Origin of the sequence: Duganella guangzhouensis, assembly GCF_009674535.1 — a bacterium.
Classification (GTDB): Bacteria; Pseudomonadota; Gammaproteobacteria; order Burkholderiales; family Burkholderiaceae_D; genus Rugamonas; species Rugamonas guangzhouensis.
The window spans coordinates 1-296 of the sequence record NZ_WKJK01000076.1 but is presented as its reverse complement, the minus strand read 5'-3'; the positions used below and the strand labels follow the sequence as shown (position 1 = coordinate 296).

Here is a 296-nt window from a genome sequence, read left to right as displayed (position 1 = left end):
GACGTTGATAGGTCAGGTGTGGAAGTGCAGTAATGCATTAAGCTAACTGATACTAATTGCCCGTACGGCTTGTCCCTATAACCTTGACGGTTATACGCATTTACTCAATGATGAGTTCACCCTAAGTACTTTACTTCTCCCAGATTCGCTGCGCAGCCGATGGCTGCGTGGCATACAAGTCAAAGCTTGATGACCATAGCAAGTCAGTCCCACCCCTTCCCATCCCGAACAGGACCGTGAAATGACTCTGCGCCGATGATAGTGCTGCAACCAGTGTGAAAGTAGGTTATCGTCAA

Annotated in this window: 2 rRNA genes; both read left to right on the top strand. The window is 48.3% G+C overall.

Features of this window, described 5'->3' with window-relative positions:
• Positions 1 to 77: ribosomal RNA gene (locus GJ699_RS35485) — 23S ribosomal RNA — on the top strand; the annotation flags it as partial.
• Between the two features lie 108 nt (positions 78 to 185).
• Positions 186 to 296, top strand: a 5S ribosomal RNA gene (rrf, locus tag GJ699_RS35480); the annotation flags it as partial.